We start from the raw sequence: 19,340 nt of genomic DNA, 5'->3' as shown, positions 1-19,340 counted from the left end.
GTGATGATAGCAGTTGGTAAAAACAGTAAGGGGTTGCCTGCTTTTGAAATTTCCCGTATGGGGTTAATTAATAGAAGTCCCCGATATGGTAAATCATGTGGATGAGAGGATTGTTATGTTAACGGAAGAAAAGCATGAGCATGTGATTCAGGTAGGTCTGTCCGGATGGGGAGATCATAACAAGTTGTATGATGAAGGGGCGAGGGCCGCCGACAGGCTGGAAATGTACAGCCGACATTTTCCCATCGTGGAGATGGACAATTCATTCTATGCCATACCGTCACCGGAACAAATGAATAAGTGGGCAGCTGCTGTTCCGGAACATTTCGGTTTTATTGTAAAGGCTTATCAAGGCATGACAGGCCATGCGCGCGGCCAGGGCAAGGACAGATACCCAAGCGTCAAAGCGATGTTTGATCATTTGCTCACGTCCGTTGAGGAATTGCGGGCTGCGGACAAATTAAGGACCGTTCTGTTTCAATACCCGCCCTGGTTCGGGTGCGAACGCAAACATGTGGACATTCTGAAGCGTACGCGGGAGTGGATGAAGGATGTACCCGTAGCTCTGGAATTTCGGCATCAGAGCTGGTATGCGCCAGAGTTTCGGGAGAAGACTCTTGAGTTTATGCGAAATGAGGGCTGGATTCACAGCATCGCCGACGAGCCGCAAGCGGGCATTGGATCCGTCCCGGTCGTGCTTGAGACTTCGGGTACAGAGGCTGTGATGATCCGGATGCATGGCCGTAACGCCGAAGGGTGGCACTCCAGCGGTCAGCCCAACTGGCGCGAGGTGCGGTATTTATACCGTTACAGTTTAGAGGAATTGGAGCAGTGGAAGGTATGGATAGAGCAATTGCTTGAGAAGTCGAAGCAATGCTGGATTATATTCAATAACAATTCGGGAGGAGATGCTTCCGACAATGCCAAACAGCTTCTTCAGCTGCTGGGGATGGATACCGGACCTGAACCGCTGCGGCAGATGGACTGGCTGGAAGTGGATGTTTTTTCAGATAAATGACTTTAATTGGAAACCTATACAGAGAATTGGTGGCTTCACGGACAAATCGTCAAAAAATTGACGCAAATTCATCTGTTTCTGAGATCATTATTATATATAAAGGGTATTTTCGGTATTGAGGCCAAGTGTATTATAATGTAATCGTAAGAAAACGTTTATTTAATGTAAAATGTAGTATGCAGAATGTAAAATTAGAAATTCCGTCCTTGAGCAATCAAAATAATCTGACGGAGGGAGTCAGCGATGAAGACCCTTGACAGAATGACAGAGGGACCTTGGCAGAAATATCATGGTCCGAACTTGGGGTACATTCAAGATCAGTATGAGAAGTTTTTGCAAGACCCGCAATCTGTGGAGCCAGGATACCGTGAGCTGTTCGCCAGCTGGGGACCGCCTCCATCTTTGGAAAACAATGAAAAGAAAGCGGATTCGCAGGGACAAGGTGTTAGCTATGACCCGCAATTACTGAAAAAAGGGGTAGCTGCCGGCAAACTGGTATGGAACATTAGAACCTATGGTCATCTGGCCGCCGACATTGATCCAATTGGAATTGGAAACGAAGCTGACACACGTCTGCTTCAACCAGAAAGCTACCAACTCAGCCAAGCGGATTTGGCAGCCCTGCCTGCAGAGATCGTCTGGGAGGAGGCTCCTAGCGATATCAAGAATGGCTTAGAGGCAATCCAGCGGCTGTTACAATTATATACAGGCTCCATTGCCTATGAATTTAGCCATGTTCACGATGAAGAAGAACGCAAATGGCTCAACGAGCAGGCCGAAGCGGGACGTTATTTGTCCGCCATGAGCGTAGAAGAGCGCAGGGGGCTTTTGAAGAAGCTGCTTGAGGCCGAGCAATTCGAGGAGTTCTTGCACCGCACATTCGTAGGTGCGAAGCGCTTCTCGGTTGAGGGCAACGAAGCACTCGTACCGCTGCTTGACGAGATCGTTCGCCAAATGGCCGAGGTGGATGTCAACTCCATCCTCGTAGGGATGGCGCACCGCGGTCGCTTGAACGTACTGGCTCATGTACTGGGCAAGGATTACAGTAAGATTTTCTCGGAGTTCATGCACTCTCCGAATAAACATCTCGTTCCATCCGAAGGCTCCATGGGCATTAACTACGGCTGGACAGGTGACGTGAAGTATCATTTGGGTGCGGACCGTTATATGAAGAAGGATGAAGCACGGCAGGTTCGGATTACCCTTGCGAACAACCCGAGTCACCTGGAATATGTCAATCCGGTGGTAGAGGGCTTTGCTCGTGCTGCTCAGGAGGATCGCAGTGAAGCGGGATATCCGAAGCAGGATGTAAACAAAGCGCTGAGTATTCAGATTCATGGTGATTCCGCGTTCCCTGGCGAAGGGATCGTGCCGGAAACCTTGAACTTTAATAAACTGCCAGCGTTCCGTACGGGTGGATCGATTCACATTATCGTGAACAACCGTATCGGATTTACGACAGAAGGCAAGGATTCCAGATCGACTCATTATGCGAGTGATTTGGCGAAAGGATATGAGATTCCGATTATCCACGTGAATGCCGATGATCCGGAGGCGTGTATCGCGGTTGCTCGTCTTGCGAGCGATTATCGCAACAAGTTCAAGAAGAGCATTCTGATTGACCTTGTCGGCTACCGGAAGTATGGCCATAACGAAACCGATGATCCGGAAACCACCCAGCCGCTTATTTATCAGAAGGTGAAGAACCATCCAACTGTCAGCACGATTTATATGAAGAAACTGGTGGATGGAAACATTCTGACCCAAGAACAAGTGGACGGTTTGAAGAATAACGTTCTGGAGGTCTTGAAGAATTCTTACGAGAGCGTGAAGTCGAAGGATCCTGTTGATCAGATCCTGCTTGGTCTGAACGCGACCGACGGTAAATCCAAGACGGAAGTAGCTACGAATGTATCTGCACAAGTGCTGCGCGGGATTAATCGCGAGCTCCTGCAGTGGCCGGAAGGCTTTACGGTATATCCGAAGCTTCAACGTATTCTTGAGCGGCGCAGCAATTCGCTCGACGAAGGCGAGAAGGTGGACTGGGGCCATGCCGAAACGCTGGCTTTCGCTACGATTCTTGCGGACGGCAAGCCAATCCGGATTACGGGACAGGATGCCGAGCGTGCAACATTTGCCCATCGTAACCTCGTGCTTCACGATGCGGTTAATGGAGAGACCTTCTGCCCGCTGCACCGGTTGCCGCAAGCTAAGGCTTCATTCGCGATCCATAACAGCCCGTTGACTGAAGCAGCCGTTGTTGGATTTGAATATGGCTACAATGTGTACTCTCCGGAGACTTTGGTTATCTGGGAAGCACAGTATGGCGATTTCGTTAACTGTGCCCAGGTTATCATTGACCAGTTCATCACAGCCGGCCGCTCGAAGTGGAGACAGAAGTCCAGCTTGGTCATGCTGCTACCTCACGGGTATGAAGGGAATGGTCCTGAGCACTCCAGTGCAAGACTGGAACGCTTCCTCCAGCTGAGTGGTGAAGATAACTGGACGGTTGCGAATCTGACTTCAGCTGCCCAGTATTTCCATCTGCTGCGCAAACAGGCTTCCTTGACCGAAACGGAAGATGCCAGACCGCTGGTGATCATGGCTCCGAAGAGCTTGATTCGTAATCCACGCGTGGCATCGCCTGTGAATGCGTTCAGTGAGGGCGGTTTCCAGAAAGTGATGGAGCAGCCGGGTCTTGGCCAATTACCGAAGAAGGTGGAACGCCTTGTTCTTTGCTCGGGGAAAGTTGCAATCGATTTGGAGGACGCACTAGATAAGCAGAAGGATCAGGATCAGTCCTGGCTTCATATTCTTCGTGTGGAACAGCTGTATCCATTCCCGAAAGAAGAAATTTCCCGTGTGATGCAGAAGTATCCGAACCTGAAAGAAATTCTGTGGGTTCAGGAAGAACCTCAGAACATGGGCAGCTGGAGCTTCATGGAACCAAGAATTCGTGAAATTGCACCTAAAGGCACAGAGGTCCGTTACAGCGGGCGTCCTGAGCGTTCGAGCCCTGCTAGCGGCTATCAGGATGTTCATGCTTATGAGCAACAGACCATCATTTCTTTTGCCCTTAATCGTAAAACTATAAATCAACAGATCTCATTGGGGAGGTAGCGGCTGTGAGCGAAATTACTGTACCAGCTATGGGCGAATCCATCACCGAAGGAACGATATTCAAATGGCATGTTAAAGAAGGGGATAGCGTTAACATCGGTGATGTGCTGCTCGAGTTAGAAACGGATAAGGTTAATCTTGAAATTAGCGCAGAGTCTGAAGGCGTTGTGGAAAAAATCCTTCGTCAAGAAGGGGAGAATGTAACGATCGGTGAAGTGCTCGGTCAAATTTCTCCACAGGAAGGCGTTGCAAGCGCACCGGCACCGAAGGCTGCTGAAGCTCCTGCATCCGCGCAAACGGAGACTGCTCCGGCACCCGCGGCAGAAGCACCGAAGCCGCAAGCTCCTGTACCGGCTCAGAACGAGGAAGGAGCGGGTCTGACTGCATCGCCATCCGCACGCAAACTGGCTCGTGAACGCGGGATTGATCTGGACCAGGTACAGGGCCGCGACCCGATCGGTCGGATTTACCATGATGATGTGAAGAATCATAATGAAGCCAAGCCTGCAGCACCAAGCAAGTCTGCTGCTGCCACAGCTGCTCCGGCAGCACAGGCTCCGGCTGCTGAGTATGGAAAGCCAGTAGAACGCACTCGTATGTCTCGTCGTCGTCAAACGATTGCGAATCGTTTGGTCGAAGCGCAGCATACGGCTGCCATGCTGACTACCTTCAATGAAGTAGATATGACAGCGATCCTGGATGTACGTAAGCGTCGTAAACAAGCTTTCCAAGAGAAGCATGACGTAGGCCTCGGCTTCATGTCCTTCTTCACCAAAGCGGTTGTGGGTGCGTTGAAGAGATTCCCGCATCTGAATGCCGAGATCGATGGCGACGACATCGTCGTAAAGAAATTCTATGATATCGGTATTGCGGTATCCGCGAAAGAAGGACTTGTCGTTCCGGTCGTTCGCGATGCTGATCGTCTTGGCTTTGCCGAGATTGAGAAGGAAATCGGCAATCTTGCTGCAAAAGCTCGTAATAATGCCCTGTCCTTGTCTGAGCTGCAAGGCGGTACATTTACGATCACGAATGGCGGCGTCTTCGGCTCGCTGTTGTCTACGCCGATCCTGAATACGCCGCAGGTGGGTATCCTCGGCATGCACAAAATCCAGCTTCGTCCGGTAGCCATTGATGCAGAGCGTATGGAGAATCGTCCTATGATGTACATCGCACTGTCTTATGATCATCGGATCGTTGATGGTTCCGAAGCGGTTCGCTTCCTGGTTACGGTTAAAGAGCTCCTTGAAGATCCAGAGTCGCTGCTATTGGAAGGTTAGTCATCCCAGCTTTGCGACATATTCATAATAAGAAGGCCGCATGGACATTGCCATGCGGCCTTCTTATATAAGCGATTATGATTTTGATTTATGGTTATCGTTTGGATCGGGGAGATCCCGAGGGTTCCAATTCTCAGCCTGAGGCTCCACATCCTGATGTTTCTTCACCTTGTCCCTTTGTTCCTGAGAGTCATTCTCCCAGGCATCAGACGTCAAGTCATTTGATTTTCATTGGGGTTGAAGTTAACATGGTAACTGAAAGTACATTACATAAAACATGAAAATTATAGATAAATGAGAGGAGAGAGGCATTATGGCGAATCCATCACAACGTACGCTGCTGTTTACAGGTGCGTATGCGGAAAACAATCAAAGCGGAGTATGCGTATATGAATTTAACGGGGATAGCGGCGAACTGGAGCTGCTTGATGAGGTATCCGGCATTAAGAATCCGACCTTTCTGAACGTAGACCCGGAAGCCAGACGTTTATATGCCATTGGCGAAATTACAGAGGAAGGCGGAAAGACTGGCGAGGTCATCAGCTTTGAGATTGACCCTATTGCCGGCAAGCTGACCGAACGGAACCGTATTCGCAGTGTGAGCAGCTCGACTTGCCATATCCAGCGAGATGAAGCGAGCAAGCATCTGATTGTTTCGAGTTATCATGGAGGTTTGGTAGGCCTTCATGCAATCGGTACGGATGGACAAGCCGGTGAACTTCTGGATGAGAAGAAACACGCGGATCTCGTTTCTGTACGGGAAGATCAGCAATCCAGAGCGCATTCGGCGTTTTACAGTCCAGATGGTAGATTCGTGTTCGTACAGGACTTGGGACTGGATAAAATTCTCGCTTACACGGTAAATGAGAATACCCAAGAATTGAGCTTTCATGGCGAAACCCAGCTGGAAGCAGGCGTAGGCCCCCGTCATTTAGCGTTCCACCCAAGCGGTGCTTACGCTTATGTCATCAACGAGTTGAATTCCAGCGTCACGGTGCTTCGTTACATCCCGAACGAGGGGCGTTTAGAAATATTGGAAACGATATCGACACTGCCTGCGGATTTTGACGGGGAGAGTTACTGCGCCGAGATTGCCGTGTCTGCGGATGGCAAAACGGTATACGGGTCTAACCGCGGACATGACAGCATTGTTGTATTCTCCGTGCATGAAGATACCGGTCGCTTAAGCCCGGTTCAATATATTTCGACAGAAGGTGGTCACCCGCGTCATTTTACGCTGATGCCTGGAGGCAAGTTCCTGGTTGTCGCCAATAGAGACGGGAATAACCTCGTACTATTTAATGTGAATCCGGAAGACGGTAAGCTTGCCTTTACAGGATATACGGTCTCGCAATCCAAACCTGTATGTGTAAAACCGGCGGTGTTCCAGCTTTAGACAGCCAAGATTCAGATACCGACTCGTTGGGTTATCTATAATCAGGAAAACTTAAACGAGGAGGTTGTGGCAATGTCAACAAAACAACGTTTGGATGGTAAAGTAGCCATCGTTACCGGTGCTGGTTCCGGAATCGGCCAGGCCGCAGCCCTTCTTTTGGCGGAGCAAGGTGCTAAACTGCTGTTGATCGATATTGATCGTGAACGCGTAGAGAAGGTGAAGCAAACGATTGAACTAGGCGGGGGCGAAGCGCTGACCGGCAACTGTGATATTTCCAAGGCCGAATCGCTAAAGGATTGCTTCAGCCAAGCTGCCGAGAAGTGGGGAAAGATGGATATCGTGTTTGCCAACGCCGGCATCAATGGGACCAAGGCTCCAATCGAGATGATGGAGCTTGATGAATGGGATGCTACGATCAATACCAATTTAAGAGGAACGTTCGCCACGGTAAAATACGCGATTCCTTATTTGAAAGAGCATGGTGGCAGCATCATCATTACCAGCTCCATTAACGGTAACCGGGTGTTTACCGGTTTTGGGTTTTCAGCATACAGCACCACGAAGGCCGGACAGGTTGCTTTCATGAAGATGGCGGCTCTGGAGCTCGCACGTTATAAAATCCGGGTGAACGCCATCTGCCCCGGCGCGATAGCAACTAACATCGATGAGAGCACGATCGCGAAGCCAGAGCTCGACGAGGTGACGATCCCGATTGAATATCCGGAAGGTGACCAGCCATTGGCGGATGGACCGGGGCAACCTGCACAGGTTGCTCAGCTTGTAGCATTTCTTGCATCCGATGACGCTTCCCATATTACCGGTACGGAAATCTACATCGACGGAGCGGAATCCCTCATTCATTGATCTTCCACAAAGACCGATTTGACAAAACCGGGCATTTTCCTCATAATGAATGAACGTATTGTCAAATTGAATAGTGGTGATGAAGATGGGGATGGGGATTGTCGTTGTGGAAATATGCGACAGCAACTTGATGAGTGCTTTGGAGCTTGAGCATCTTGAGGAATTGTATCCCGAAATCGCTGTCCTGCGGGCGGATTGCATGAATCTTTGCGGTCTGTGCAAGCTGCGGCCATATGCACTGGTGAATGGTAAACGTGTATTCGCGGCAACGACGGAAGAATGCGTCGAGAAGATCAAAGCTGCTATCGAAGCTGAATTGGCTGTTTTCCATGATATTTAATACGTCTGAATGCAGACGAGATCGTATAGTAAAAGGGCAAGGTGCGAGTGAATCGCACCTTGCCCTTTCGTTTGGTATAACTATTTATGGCTGGGTTTCGCTCAGGAAGCATTGTGGCTTGCAGCAACAATCTCTTCACACTCTGCAGAGCAGCAGCCATGATGAAGCTCCTCGCACTCTTCGCAGCATACATGCTGCAGGTGGCAAGCGTCATTATCGCAGTTGATATACCGGTCTTCCGGCTTTCCGCAATGGTGGCATTTACCAACGATGATATCTTCGTCCGTTTGATTGATCGGTACAGCAATACGCTCATCAAATACATAACATTTCCCGTCGAACAGACGGCCTTGTACTTCAGGGTCTTTACCGTAGGTGACAATGCCGCCCTCAAGCTGGGCAACGTCCTTGAAGCCTTCCTTCAGCATGAAGCCGGTCAGCTTCTCGCAGCGGATGCCCCCTGTGCAGTATGTCAGGATGGTTTTATCCTTGTGCTCGCTCAGGTTCTCGCGAATCCAATCCGGAAACTCACGGAAGGATTGAACCTCTGGACGTATCGCATTGCGGAAGTGGCCAATATCGTATTCGTAGTCATTCCGTCCGTCGATGACGATCACATCATCACGCTGCAAGTATTCATAGAATTCTTGAGGCGACAATCGGGTTCCGCTGATCTCGTTAGGGTCGAGCTCATCCTCCACCCGGAAGGTAACGAGTTCTTCGCGGTGACGGACAAACATCTTCTTGAATGCATGCCCTTCGGAAGGGTCAATCTTAAACACCATGTCCGCAAATAGCGGGTTGGCGTGCATATCCTGCATATATTGCTCAGTCTGTTCAATCGTACCGGATACCGTACCATTGATGCCTTCGGAGGCAACCAGGATACGTCCTTTGAGTCCAAGATCTTTGCAGTATTGCAGATGCTCGTCTTTAAACGCTTCAGGGTCCGGGATTTGAACAAATTTATAATAGAGAAGGATCTGATAGTTCTGTTGCTCTGACATGATTTAATCACCTGTTCTTTTATATATTCAGCCATACGTGTACCTATAGAATTGTAGTGAATTCATTCCACATAGTCAACTTAAATGTATAGAAAGTTTGCCATGATATGTGAATTTAAGGGGTTTCACGATTGCATGAAAGCGGTTATGATGAAGGGGTGAGCTTGAGAACACTTTCAATTATTGGAGGCGTTGAACAGCATGGTACATATCGAGCAAAATGCACTCGTATTGTTTCAAGGCGACAGTATTACCGATTGCGGGCGAAATTACGAGGAGTCGGACAGTTTGGGGCATGGATATGCGCTGATGGCTGCTGCCCGGCTTGGTATGGAGCTGCCTTTGAAAAGGCTGCGTTTTGTAAACCGCGGAATCAGCGGTAACCGGGTCGTCGATCTGCGGGGGCGCTGGGAGGAAGATTGCATTGACCTGGATCCGACATGGGTATCCATTCTGGTCGGTATTAATGAGACCGGCAGGAAGTATAACCGCGGGGAAGCAACGTCCGTGGAAGCCTACTATGAAGGGTATCGTGAGCTGCTTATCCAAACCCGCGAGTTAACCGGCGCGAATTTTATTCTCATGGAACCGTTCTTGCTGCCTGTTACGGAAGCGAAGAAGGAATGGCGGGAGGATCTGGATCCCAAAATTCAGGCCGTTCGCGAATTATCGCGAGAATTTGAGACGCTGTACGTTCCGCTCGACGGCATTTTTGCTGCAGCGAGCTCCAAGATAGAGATGAGTTATTGGGCATCTGACGGTGTTCATCCTTCCCCCGCAGGTCATGCGCTCATGGCAGAAGCGTGGCTAGCGACGATGCAGGGCCGGTCCATTTTGTAGACGCTCCGGATTTTTTCTACTATATAAATAATATTTCGTTTAGTTGACATCCCCGGAAGCTTGTAACGTCCGGGGATGTTCTTTATGTAAACCATTACATGCTTTATAAAATCTTGATTGACGAAAACAATTGGGTACATATAAAATGTTCATAATAGACCGTTGTTCAATAGGAACGACTTATTTTTTGACTTTAATGCTTTCGTCTATGAAAGCGGGGAAGCGTTGTCGCTTTATGCAGAAAATTATTGAAGCGGTTAACAAATGAGAGGGGAATCATGATGAAGAGAAAAATGTGGTTATCACTTACACTCTCCGCACTGCTGGTTACAGCGGTAGGATGCGGGGACAAGCCGGAAGGCGGCGGTACGACTCAAACGGGAAGCGGCGGAGAAGCGGAGAAGAAATCCTATAGCATCGCTATTTCGCAGATCGTAGAGCATCCATCCTTGGATGCAACGCGGGAAGGCATTCTGGCGGCTTTGAAGGAAGCCGGAATTTCCGAGGAAGACAACACGCTTAAAATCGATTACAACAATGCGCAAGGCGATCAAGCGAACAACCTGTCGATCGGCCAGAAGCTGAAGGATACGAAGTCGGATCTGGTGGTCGCTATCGCAACCCCGTCCGCGCAGGCAGTGGCTGAGAACGTGAAGGAAAAGCCGGTACTGTTCGCAGCGGTGACGGATCCGGTTGACGCGAAGCTGGTGAGCGACTTGCAGAAGCCGGGTGGCAACGTCACCGGGGCATCGGATACCAACCCGGAGGCAGCTAAACAGCTGATGGATTTCATCAGCACCAACTTCCCTGACGTGAAGAAGATCGGTCTTGTTATTAATGAAGGGGAAGCTAATGCAGTGGTTATGGCAAAGACGGCTGAAGAGGCGCTTGCCGAGCATGGCATCGAGCTGGTGAAGGCGGCTGTCACAAACACTTCTGAAGTGAAGCAGGCGGCAGAGTCGTTAGTCGGCAAGGTCGATGCATACTATATTACATTGGATAATGTTGTGGTCAGCGGTGTGGACGCCATCATCCAAACGGCACAAAAGAATAAAATTCCGTTCTTCTCCAGCGACCGCGATACGGTGGAGAAGGGGGCTTTTGCAACCGTCGGATTTAAGTACTACGACCACGGCTATCAAGTTGGACAAATGGCTGTAGAGATTCTGAAGAACGGCAAGAATCCGGCGGACATGGAAGTGACGAAGCCGGATAAGCTGGATCTGATCCTGAACACGAAGGTTGCGGCTGACTATGGTATTGAAGTGACCGACGCCATGAAACAGGAAGTCAAAGACCCGGACAACAACATCATCGAGTAACTGTAAGGCGCGGAGATAACAGCCCGCGCCTTACTTCTTAATCCTTAAGGAGGTCAATGACATGCTGGATTTCGTGATGAGGCTGGATGGTCCGATTGAATTGGGGCTGCTGTATGCGCTGATGGCACTCGGCGTATATATTACGTTCCGAATTTTGGATTTTCCGGACTTAACAGTGGATGGAAGTTTTACGACAGGCGCAGCGATTGCAGCGATTCTGATTACCAACGGTGTGAATCCATGGCTTGCCACGCTGGCCGCATTTGCCGGAGGCATGATAGCCGGTATCTGTACAGGCCTGCTGCATACCAAGGGCAAGATTAACGGTTTGCTTTCAGGCATTATTATGATGATTGCCCTGTATTCGATCAATATGAGGATTATGGGCAAGCCTAATATTTCGTTGAGCCAGGAAGCGAATATCTTCGGATCGATCGATCCGATTTATATTATGTTAGTGATTGTGATCATCGGGAAGCTGCTGCTCGATGCATTCTTCCGTACGGATCTTGGTCTTGCACTGCGTGCGACAGGGGACAACAAGCGGATGATCCGCAGCTTTGGTGCGAATACGGACACCACAACCATTCTGGGGCTCAGCATTTCAAACGGTCTAGTCGCCTTATCTGGCGCAGTTGTTGCCCAGCAATCCAGTTTTGCCGACATTAGCTCCGGTATCGGGATGATTGTTATTGGTTTAGCATCCGTAATTATTGGCGAAGCCGTGCTTGGGACCGGTTCGGTATTCAGGACAACGCTGGCTGTAGTCTGCGGTTCGATTATCTATCGGATTGTTGTTGCCGCTGCGTATGAGATTGAATGGCTCGAAGCTTCGGATTTAAAATTGATCACCGCAATCATCGTTATTATCGCTCTGGTGGTTCCTACCATCAATCGGGCGATGAAGCAGCGTTCGCAGGCACGGAGGCGCTCAACCGAATTGTTAGCTGCGCAAGGGAAGACCAAAGGAGGTGCGCTCTGATGCTGGAAATGAACCATGTGTCCAAGCTGTTTAATCCGGGAACGGTGGATGAGAAGATTGCCTTGATGGATGTCAATCTTCACTTGAATCCGGGGGATTTCGTAACGGTTATCGGAAGTAATGGTGCAGGCAAATCCACGCTGATGAATATCATTTCCGGGGTAATGAGACCGGATGCAGGCGAAGTGCGCATTGACGGCACTTCGATCGGCCATCTGCCGGAATTTCGTCGCAGTCGCTGGATCGGCCGGGTATTCCAGGATCCGATGGCGGGCACTGCGCCGCATATGACCATTGAAGAGAATCTCGCGATGGCATATCGTAGGGGCCAGTCCCGCAGGCTCAGCATAGGCGTTACAGCCTCCAAGCGGGCGGGCTTCCGCAAGCACTTAGAGCGGCTTGGCATTGGACTCGAGGATCGGCTCCGAGCCAAAGTCGGGATGCTGTCGGGAGGGGAGCGTCAAGCACTAAGCTTGCTGATGGCGACCTTTACGCAGCCGCAAATCCTGCTGCTGGATGAGCATACGGCAGCGCTCGATCCGGCGCGTGCGGAGCTGATCACCCGAATAACCGATGACATCGTGCGCGACATGAAGCTTACCACGCTCATGGTCACGCATAACATGGAGCAAGCCATCCGTCTTGGCAATCGCCTCATTATGATGGATAAGGGACGCATCATTCTGGATGTAGACCAAGAGCGCAAGAAATCCCTGACGGTGGCGCAGCTGCTCGGGGAATTTGAGCAGATTAGCGGCCATAAGTTGTCGGACGATCGTTTGGTTCTTGGGTAAGCATCTTGCGTTGAGACGGGAAACATGATAATGAATATAACGCTAAGCCTTCAATCTTGACAGGCTTAGCGTTTTTCTATACGCTAATTTCTTCCTGGCCAGTTAACTACTGAGGTCGCTTAATGATAGGACTGTTTTCAATTCCATCGCTTTTTGCATGGATTCCTGATAACGTGTTAATGTTGGGTGAGCCACATCTTTAATCCGGAAAAAGATCAAGAGTGTGCTTTAAAAATACCTGACGACCGCTAATCTTAAACTAGCGGACATTTGAATGTAGGAGGCTTATTCTTCCATGGTCGTTCGTAAAGATGATCTGCAAATGAAAATATTGTTAGTGGAAGATGATAAAACGATTGCGTCCGGGCTGGAATATTCGCTGCAGCAAGATGGCTTTTCTACCGTTCTTTGCTATGATGTCGTTTCTGCAAAAAAAGTGCTCGCTGAAGATATAGATCAATTCGCTTTATGCTTATTTGATTTATCGCTCCCGGATGGAAGCGGTTATGAATTATGCAAAATGGTGAAAGAGCAACGAGATATTCCGGTCATTTTCTTAACGGCGATCGACGATGAGGTCAATGTCGTGATGGGGCTTGACATGGGAGCGGATGATTATATTACAAAACCATTTCGTATTCGCGAGCTTCTCTCGCGGATCAAGTCCGTCTTGCGGAGATACCATAAGTCGTCTCAGACCCAAGGGATCATTAACATTGACCAGGTTCGTTTGAATACGCTGGAAGGAAAAGTGTATAAAAACGGCGCCGAAATTTCATTGACCGCTCTGGAGTATCGCTTATTGTTGATTTTTGGTAACCATATTGGACAAGTTCTGTCAAGAAATCAGCTTTTGGAGCAGATTTGGGACGTGGCAGGCGACTTCGTGAACGACAATACGTTAACGGTATACATCAAAAGACTAAGGGAAAAGCTGGAGGATGATCCGCAGCATCCCACGATGATCAAAACGGTACGCGGTTTAGGATATAAGGTCGGTGATTAGATGCTGCGAAATCGAGAGATTCAGATATTATTGTTGATCATGGGTTCCATCAGTTTAGTGGGGGGCGTTGCCGCTGCTTTCATTTCGTCTGTAGCTGCGGCGCTCGTTTTCATCATGTCTATATTACTTATTGGAAGCAGTCTGTTATTCACGAAATGGAGATACCGCGAACTTGAACAGCTGTCCGTCTATTTGCGTGAAATAAGCAGAGGCAATTATTCACTTGACGCTCGTGATAATCAAGAAGGCGAGCTTAGCATTTTAAAAAATGATATTTATAAAGTGACACTCATGCTATCGGAGCAGCGATCGCTTCTTCAGCGAGACAAAACGGGGCTGACGGATGCCATTTCCGATATCTCGCATCAGCTTAAAACGCCGCTTACCTCCATGACGGTGATGGCAGATTTGCTAAGCAAACCCGACCTGCCTCCAGCGAAAAGAACGGAGTTCACCCGCAATATCCGTATTCAGCTTGAACGAATCGATTGGCTTGTTTCTTCTTTGTTAAAGCTATCGAGAATCGAGGAAAAGACAATCCAGTTCAAAAGAGATCAAGTATTCGTTCATAAGCTTATACAAAAGGCATTAGAACCGGTGTTGATTCCGATGGAAATCAAGGACCAAACGGTTTCCATCAAGGGCGATGACAGCGTCTCTTTTGTCGGTGATTTCAAATGGACGGCCGAAGCGATTATCAATATTTTGAAAAATGGTGTTGAGCACACGCATGAAGGCGGACTCATAGCCATTTCTTTTTCCGAAAATGCGCTATTTACGGAAATTATCATAGCTGATAACGGAAAAGGAATTCCAAAAGAAGATTTACCTTATATTTTCAAACGTTTTTATAAAGGGAAAAATGCGAGCGAGGGGAGCATCGGCATTGGTCTTGCGATGGCTCAGAGCATCATTGCCAGCCAGAACGGCATGATCGATGTGACGAGCGACAGCGAGAAGGGTACGCAGTTTCGGATTAAATTTTATAAGCACGTGATTTAGCGGCACTCCGTAAGTGACTGAATTGTCACCTCCATCGTCACTGAAAAGTCATTTTAGACAGATACAATGATATTCAACAGATGAACGATGGAGGTACGACCATGCATTTGAAACAACAACGTAAAATTATTTTTCCTATCACGATATTCTACACCCTGTTTATTCTTTATTTTTTGTTTTTCGCTTTCGGCAGAGTAGGTAAGGTAGATCAAATCTCCGAGTACACCTTTATGTTTTTACCTGACAGTTTTTTCAGGGTGCCAAGTCTATCAGATCTTCTACATCCTAGATTGATGGATTTTGTGGGTTTCGGGAACATCGCAGCCTTTATCCCTTTTGGCATATTGATTCCGTTGTTATATCGGACTAGCTTTGTTCGCTTCATGACATTGTTCATCCTATCCATCCTTCTGCTGGAGACGATTCAGGCACTAACTTTCCTCGGCAGCTTCGACATGAACGACGTCATACAGAACTCAACGGGCGCAGCCATCGGATTCGGGGCGTACAAACTTGGCTTTCGCGCGAAAAACATCTGGAGAAATATTGCTGCTGCGGGTATTTCCAGCGTTGTTTTGATGCTCGGGGTGTGGGGCATCTTCGGGGTGGTTGATCAAGTGTTCACCAAAGAGATGGGCCCCTTTGTGGCGATAAACGAATGGAAGGACAGTAACGGCAATCCATCAACGGGAACGAAACCGAACCGTCTTAAGATAGGCGGTCAAGACGTGGAACCCCAATATAATATGTACAGCATTGAAGGCAAAAACAAGGAAACGTACAGGTACACGTTAGGCAATAAGAAGGAGGTGTACCTCTTTTTGAATTATGGAATTCCCGATCAGGAGGATTCCCGAGGCAGCATTAGGGTTACCGCCGATGGACATGAGTTACTGACTGTATCTGTAGAAGCCGGACGCCATGAGCCGGATATGAGCTCCATTTATCTCCCTCAGGCCAATGAGCTTACGATAACCATTGAGGGAAATGTAACCCTGTGGGATGTTGGATATAAAGAGATGGTATATAGCTGGAATTGAGCATGAAGGGAGGGAGATATGACAATGGAAATTTTAAAGATAGATCATCTGTCTAAAATATACGGTAAAGGCGAATCGGCGGTAAAGGCGCTTGACGATGTTTCCTTTTCGGTCCGAAAAGGTGAATTTGTTGCCATCATTGGCCCGTCAGGATCGGGGAAATCCACGCTGCTGCATATGCTGGGCGGTGTGGATCGGCCGACGAGCGGCAAAGTCCTCGTAGAGGATACGGACATGTATAACTTGGACGAAACACAGCTGGCCATCTTCAGGCGCAGACAAATCGGCCTGATCTACCAGTTTTTCAATCTGATTCCCGTCTTGACGGTGGAAGAGAATATTACGCTCCCGCTCTTGCTTGATAACCAAAAGGTAGATAAGAAGCAGTTGGATGGTCTCGTGAAGACTTTGAATCTGCAACATCGCTTAAACCATCTGCCTAATCAATTATCAGGCGGACAGCAGCAAAGGGTGTCGATCGGCAGAGCGCTCATTAGTAATCCTGCCATTATGCTGGCGGACGAGCCGACCGGGAATCTGGACAGCAAGAATAGCAGCGAGATCATCGACTTATTGCAAATGTTGAATAAAACCTATCACCAGACATTGATCGTGATCACGCATGACGAACGAATCGCTTTGCAAGCTGACAGAGTCATTTCGATTGAAGACGGAAGGATTGCCAAAGACGAGGTGATTCGCCCTTGAATATTGTCAATAAACTCACCGTCAGAAATTTGCGGCAAAACAAGAGAAGAACGCTTGTAACCATCATAGGTGTCATCATGTCAGTTGCCATGGTGACGGCTGTTGCAACGCTTGGTTTTTCTTACTTGGATTTAATGAAAAGGCAAACCATCGCAGATGAAGGGGAATGGCATGTCCTATATCAAGATGTAAACAAGGAACAGCTTGCAGCGATAAAAAACGATGACGCAACCAAGACCCTTGCGATCACAAACGATCTTGGTTATGCCCCATTAGAAGGGGGACAAAATCCAAATAAGCCATATTGGTTCATCAAGGCTTATGATGCACAAGGTTTAGCGCAATTTCCGATTGAAGTGAGCAAGGGGCGTCTGCCGCAAACCGACAAGGAAGTTGTGATTTCTGAAGCCGCTGCGACAAACGCCAAGGTGAAATATGAAATCGGGGATCGTCTCACTCTGCGCGTCGGCGAACGATTCGAGGAAGGGAATGATCAACCGCTGGGCCAAACCGAATCGCTGCGCATCGTAGATAACAAAAAGAACGAAACGCTGCATAATACGATGACAAGGGATTACACGATCGTAGGCTTCATCAAACCTCCCGTATGGGAACCGGCGTGGGCCCCGGGGTATACGACCATTAGCTATGTCGATGAAAACATCATCGGGGCAAACGATCGAGTCAATGCGGCGGTAGTCTTGCAAAAAGTCAATCAGTCCTTGTTCGCACATGCAGAAAACCTGGCAGAGAACAACCAGATCGAAACGGTCCAATATCATCACGATTTGCTGCATTATTATGGCGTTTCCAAAAGCGAAGCCTCGTACAGCACGATGTTCTCCTTATCGGTGATCCTGATGGCGGTCATTATGATCGGCTCAGTTTCGCTGATCTATAATGCTTTTGCGATTTCCGTCTCGGAACGTTCCCGCCATTTAGGGATGCTTGCAAGCGTGGGGGCTACGAAAAGGCAGAAGAGAAATTCGGTGTTTTTTGAGGGTATCATTATTGGCTTGATCAGCATTCCGGTTGGAATCCTATGCGGTCTTGCCGGGATCGGTATTACCTTTCAGTTCATTAACGCTATAATTCAAGGGGCTTTAGGAATTACTGAAAAGCTAACGGTGATCGTCACGCCGTTATCGCTTTTGATTGCCTGCGCTGTTTCCATGTTGACGATTTTCATTTCGACGTATCTCCCGGCCGTCAAAGCATCCCGGATTTCAGCCATGGATGCGATTCGTCAAACTACCGATGTGAAGCTTTCGGGCAAAAGCGTGGAAACGCCGAAATGGATTCGAAAGCTCTTCGGAATCGAAGCGGAGATCGGATTGAAAAACTTAAAAAGGAACAAGCGGAGATACCATGCCACCGTATTTTCGCTCGTGATCAGCATCGTTTTGTTTCTAACGGTATCATTTTTTACCGGTAATCTGAAACAATCCTTGGCCATGTCGCAGGAAGGTGTCAACTATGATATTGAACTATCTTACGGCAATGAAAAAAGAATAGACGATCGGTTGGTTCAGTCCATTGCATCCCTTTCGGATGTATCGGAATACAGCGTGATTCATGAGTTGTACAGGAACGCTTGGATCGAGGAAGCGTCCATCGCCGATGAATTGCAGGAGGCGGTCAAGAAGGATAAGAGTATCCTGAAGGACGGAAAATATCCTTACGATATTAAAATCAATGCATTAAACGATTCGAACCTGCGGGCTTATGCCAAAGCAGTCGGCGCAGATTACGAGTTACTGACGGATCCGGAACATCTCTCCGCCATCGTGATCGATACCATCGATTATAAAGATATGGACACGGGAAAATACGTCCAAACGAAGGCTATTCATGCGAATGTTGGGCAAAGTCTCGATTTGACTACGTTCGATGAGGAAACGGAAAAAGTGACGGATGTAAGTGAAGTGTACATTGCGGCGTTGACGGATCGATCTCCGATGGGGATGAACTCAATCGGAACAGGCGGGTTAAATATCGTCGTCTCGGAACGAGTCCTAAATCAACTGGCAGACGATAAGAGCGGGGAGTTCGTTCAAACCTTTCTCTATCTGAAAAGTGCGGACCCGCTGAAAACGCAGCAGGAAATCGAAGAAATGAAAGAGCCTAATCTGTATGTGTACAATGTGTACCAATCCAGAAAACAGGAAGAACAGATGATACTATTGATGTCCGTCTTTACTTATGGCTTTATCGTATTAATTTCAGTGATTTCGATTGCGAATATTTTTAATACGATCTCAACGAGCATCGCTCTTCGAAAGCGGGAATTTGCGATGCTGAAATCCGTTGGAATGACGCCAAAAGGCTTTGCGAAAATGATGAACTACGAAAGTGTTTTTTATGGAGCCAAATCACTGCTGTTCGGACTTCCTATCAGCTTCGTCGTGATGTATTTGATCTATATGGCCTTTGCGAACAAATTTAGTTACGGATTCGTCCTTCCCTGGATGAGTATTCTGTCTGTCATTGCCGCCGTATTTGTCATTGTCGGTTCTGCCATGCTATATTCCAGCGCGAAAGTAAAAAAGGAAGTCATTATCGACGCGTTAAAGCAGGAGAGTATATAAAAGTGACCGGCTCTGACTTGAAGCTGCAAGGAAAGA

At 48.3% G+C, this 19,340-nt stretch carries 16 protein-coding genes; 15 read left to right on the top strand and 1 reads right to left on the bottom strand.

What is annotated here, in order from left to right:
- Positions 1-115: 115 nt before the first annotated feature.
- The 6 genes from MHH48_RS22390 to MHH48_RS22365 all read left to right on the top strand — a co-directional run bounded on the left by MHH48_RS22390 (position 116) and on the right by MHH48_RS22365 (position 8,015).
- The gene (locus MHH48_RS22390) at positions 116-1,018 is read left to right on the top strand and encodes a DUF72 domain-containing protein (RefSeq protein WP_256720485.1); all 903 of its coding nucleotides are present in this window, start codon (positions 116-118) and stop codon (positions 1,016-1,018) included.
- A 243-nt stretch (positions 1,019-1,261) separates the two neighbouring features.
- Positions 1,262-4,138 (top strand): 2-oxoglutarate dehydrogenase E1 component, encoded by a 2,877-nt coding sequence (locus MHH48_RS22385; RefSeq protein ID WP_076322089.1) that lies wholly within the window; start codon positions 1,262-1,264, stop codon positions 4,136-4,138.
- A gap of 5 nt (positions 4,139-4,143) precedes the next feature.
- Positions 4,144-5,415: a 2-oxoglutarate dehydrogenase complex dihydrolipoyllysine-residue succinyltransferase gene (odhB, locus tag MHH48_RS22380; RefSeq protein WP_076322088.1), complete on the top strand. Its 1,272-nt coding sequence runs from the start codon at positions 4,144-4,146 to the stop codon at positions 5,413-5,415.
- A gap of 313 nt (positions 5,416-5,728) precedes the next feature.
- Positions 5,729-6,811, top strand: a complete 1,083-nt coding sequence (locus MHH48_RS22375) for a lactonase family protein (protein WP_076322087.1) — start codon at positions 5,729-5,731, stop codon at positions 6,809-6,811.
- A gap of 72 nt (positions 6,812-6,883) precedes the next feature.
- On the top strand, positions 6,884-7,675 hold the full coding sequence (locus MHH48_RS22370; RefSeq protein ID WP_076322086.1) for an SDR family NAD(P)-dependent oxidoreductase: 792 nt from the start codon (positions 6,884-6,886) through the stop codon (positions 7,673-7,675).
- 91 nt (positions 7,676-7,766) lie between these two features.
- The gene (locus MHH48_RS22365; protein WP_015736210.1) at positions 7,767-8,015 is read left to right on the top strand and encodes a DUF1450 domain-containing protein; all 249 of its coding nucleotides are present in this window, start codon (positions 7,767-7,769) and stop codon (positions 8,013-8,015) included.
- A gap of 101 nt (positions 8,016-8,116) precedes the next feature.
- On the opposite strand, the gene MHH48_RS22360 is transcribed toward MHH48_RS22365, so the two are convergent.
- Positions 8,117-9,022 (bottom strand): rhodanese-related sulfurtransferase, encoded by a 906-nt coding sequence (locus MHH48_RS22360; protein WP_076322085.1) that lies wholly within the window; start codon positions 9,020-9,022, stop codon positions 8,117-8,119.
- A gap of 201 nt (positions 9,023-9,223) precedes the next feature.
- Between MHH48_RS22360 and MHH48_RS22355 the strand changes: the two genes are divergently transcribed.
- The 9 genes from MHH48_RS22355 (at position 9,224) to MHH48_RS22315 (ending at position 19,304) form a co-directional block, all read left to right on the top strand.
- Positions 9,224-9,862, top strand: coding sequence for an SGNH/GDSL hydrolase family protein (locus MHH48_RS22355; protein ID WP_076322084.1), 639 nt, complete (start codon positions 9,224-9,226; stop codon positions 9,860-9,862).
- Between the two features lie 281 nt (positions 9,863-10,143).
- Positions 10,144-11,184 (top strand): ABC transporter substrate-binding protein, encoded by a 1,041-nt coding sequence (locus MHH48_RS22350; RefSeq protein WP_076322201.1) that lies wholly within the window; start codon positions 10,144-10,146, stop codon positions 11,182-11,184.
- Positions 11,185-11,245: 61 nt separating this feature from the next.
- Positions 11,246-12,166 carry an ABC transporter permease gene (locus tag MHH48_RS22345; protein WP_076322083.1) on the top strand — a complete coding sequence of 307 codons (921 nt, stop codon included), beginning with the start codon at positions 11,246-11,248 and terminating at the stop codon, positions 12,164-12,166.
- Positions 12,166-12,960, top strand: coding sequence for an ABC transporter ATP-binding protein (locus tag MHH48_RS22340; RefSeq protein WP_076322082.1), 795 nt, complete (start codon positions 12,166-12,168; stop codon positions 12,958-12,960). Before MHH48_RS22345 ends, MHH48_RS22340 begins: the two co-directional genes overlap by 1 nt.
- Positions 12,961-13,282: 322 nt before the next feature.
- Positions 13,283-13,966: a response regulator transcription factor gene (locus tag MHH48_RS22335; protein WP_076322200.1), complete on the top strand. Its 684-nt coding sequence runs from the start codon at positions 13,283-13,285 to the stop codon at positions 13,964-13,966.
- Entirely contained in the window at positions 13,967-14,968 is a 1,002-nt protein-coding gene (locus MHH48_RS22330; RefSeq protein ID WP_076322081.1) for a HAMP domain-containing sensor histidine kinase, read from the top strand.
- Positions 14,969-15,069: 101 nt separating this feature from the next.
- A complete protein-coding gene (locus MHH48_RS22325) occupies positions 15,070-16,008 on the top strand; it encodes a VanZ family protein (protein WP_076322080.1) in 939 nt (312 codons plus the stop codon).
- 24 nt (positions 16,009-16,032) lie between these two features.
- Positions 16,033-16,716 (top strand): ABC transporter ATP-binding protein, encoded by a 684-nt coding sequence (locus MHH48_RS22320; protein WP_076322079.1) that lies wholly within the window; start codon positions 16,033-16,035, stop codon positions 16,714-16,716.
- The gene (locus MHH48_RS22315) at positions 16,713-19,304 is read left to right on the top strand and encodes an FtsX-like permease family protein (RefSeq protein WP_076322078.1); all 2,592 of its coding nucleotides are present in this window, start codon (positions 16,713-16,715) and stop codon (positions 19,302-19,304) included. The genes MHH48_RS22320 and MHH48_RS22315 overlap by 4 nt, the downstream gene beginning before the upstream one ends.
- The last annotated feature ends 36 nt before the right edge of the window (positions 19,305-19,340 follow it).

Origin of the sequence: Paenibacillus sp. FSL F4-0100 (genome assembly GCF_037993005.1) — a bacterium.
GTDB lineage: Bacteria > Bacillota > Bacilli > Paenibacillales > Paenibacillaceae > Paenibacillus_AQ.
This window is presented reverse-complemented; position numbering and strand designations above follow the sequence as displayed.